This is a genomic window from Dialister sp. (assembly GCF_051885895.1).
Taxonomy (GTDB): Bacteria; Bacillota; Negativicutes; order Veillonellales; family Dialisteraceae; genus Dialister.
Genome location: NZ_JBJEXP010000013.1, coordinates 1 through 1,883 on the forward strand (window position 1 = coordinate 1; position 1,883 = coordinate 1,883).

Here is a 1,883-nt window from a genome sequence, read left to right on the forward strand (position 1 = left end):
ATCTGTCTTCTATCCGCCGGGCCTAGCTCTTTCGGGCTTTTCGTGTTGTCTTGAATTAATGAAAAAAATCTAAAAAAAATCCCTTCCCTCTTATGGAGAACGGGGATTTTTTTATTGGGGGGGTGATGAGCTCGTTGAGTAAATTATTGAAAATCATTTTTGGATTTATCCTCACCGCTTAGAGGAGACAGGAAGATTTCCTATAAATCAACGGCACAGAGCAGCATTGCGGCAGGAGATCTCTCGACTCAGAGTTTCAACCGTGCTCAGATACCTTTTCCTTCATACCCACTTGCAGCCCCGCTCGAGATGACAGAGAAGAGAAGGGCTTACGGTTATTTCGGAAATCTCCGAGACCTGTAAGCGTAGAGTCCTCTTTACCAGTCGGTGAGGCCGCCGTCTACGGGAATGGCGGCGCCGGTGATGAAGGATGCCTTTGGCGAAAGGAGAAAGGCGATGAGTTCTCCCACTTCTTCCGGCCGGCCGATGCGCATGAGGGGGTACCAGTCCCCCATTTCTTTGCGGCTGCCGCCGTAGTTGTGAAGCTGTTTTTCCAGAAGAGGGGTATCGATATCGCCGGGACACACGACATTGGCCCGAATACCTTCTACCGCCAGCTCCAGGGCCAGGGAGCGGATGAAGGAAACCAGGGCGCCCTTGGTGGCGCCGTAAAGGCTGCACTGCACATTGCCCTGCAGGGCAGCATCGGAGGCTACCGCCACAATGCTTCCCGGCGCCCCTCTCATGGCAGGAATGGCTTCCCTCGCCAGTTTCATGGCGCCGAAAACATTGACGGAGAAGAAGTGCTCGATCTCCTCATCGGTAGTATTTTCCAGCAGTTTTTCTTCATATATGCCGGCTGACAGTACCAAACCGGTGAGCTTTCCCAGGGAGGAGGCGGTTTTGACCGCTCTTTGGCAGTCTTCTGTCACCGTCACATCACAGGGCACGTAGAGGCTCCCTTTCACCTGGTCTTGGGCCTGCTGCCCGCGGTCTTTATTTCTTCCTAAAAGAATGGGACGAATGCCTTCATCTGCCAGAATTTTAGCGGTGGCAAGGCCGATGCCTGAGGTGCCGCCGGAAATCAGAACTGTCTGTATCATGGAATTCTCCTTATTTCGCAAGGGAAGAAACGTAAACGAACTGGATGCCCTCTTTTTCAAGCTGGGGTACCATCTGGCGGAAAGCTTCCGCTGTCTTGGGGCGGCAGTGGCCGATAATGACATAGGTGCCGTATTTCTGCGCCCGCTTGGCCGCTTCCCGGATCATGGCGGAAATGGCTGCCACGTCGGCTTCATTATCCACAAAAAGGTCATTCCTTACATAAGGTACGCCGTAGGAGGCAGCTGCCCCATCGGCGGCGGTGGTGGAATTGGTTCGGCTGTCGAAGAAGAAGAGGTGGCGGTGGTGGAGTTCATTCATCACCACGTCCATGGTGTGACGGTCGGTGGTGGCCTTGGAACCCTGGTGGTTATTGATACCCACCGCTTCCGGTACCTGGGAGAGGGAGCTCTTCAGGAGACTCCGAATTTCCTCATCCCCCATGGAAGTGAGGATGACCTTGGATTCCATGCCGATGCCGGAAACCGATTCCATGGGCTGGTGAAGAATCACCGGCATTCCATGGGCATGCCAGGAGAGAGCTGCATCCCTGGTGTGGACCTGGTTCGGCATAACCGCCAGGGTAAGCGGAATGCCCAGAGATTCATACACATGCTGGGATTCCAGATCTCTTCCTGCATCATCAATGACTACTGCCAGCTTTCCTTTCACTGCAGCGGGGGTATTGGGCTTAGGCGCGGCGGCCGGTGCAGCCTTCACGGGAGCAGTACTCTGCTTGGCAGGAGCCTTTGTATTTCCTGTATCCTTCTTCACGGAAGGAG

2 protein-coding genes are annotated in these 1,883 nt (G+C 54.2%); both read right to left on the minus strand.

Going from position 1 to position 1,883, the window contains the following annotated elements; all coding sequences use genetic code 11:
• Window positions 1–377: 377 nt before the first annotated feature.
• Complete coding sequence (locus ACI4N7_RS01045) at window positions 378–1,103, minus strand: SDR family NAD(P)-dependent oxidoreductase (protein WP_439731516.1); 726 nt, start codon at window positions 1,101–1,103, stop codon at window positions 378–380.
• Between the two features lie 10 nt (window positions 1,104–1,113).
• On the minus strand, window positions 1,114–1,883 hold a 770-nt coding region (locus ACI4N7_RS01050; protein WP_439731517.1), incomplete at its 5' end, for a divergent polysaccharide deacetylase family protein.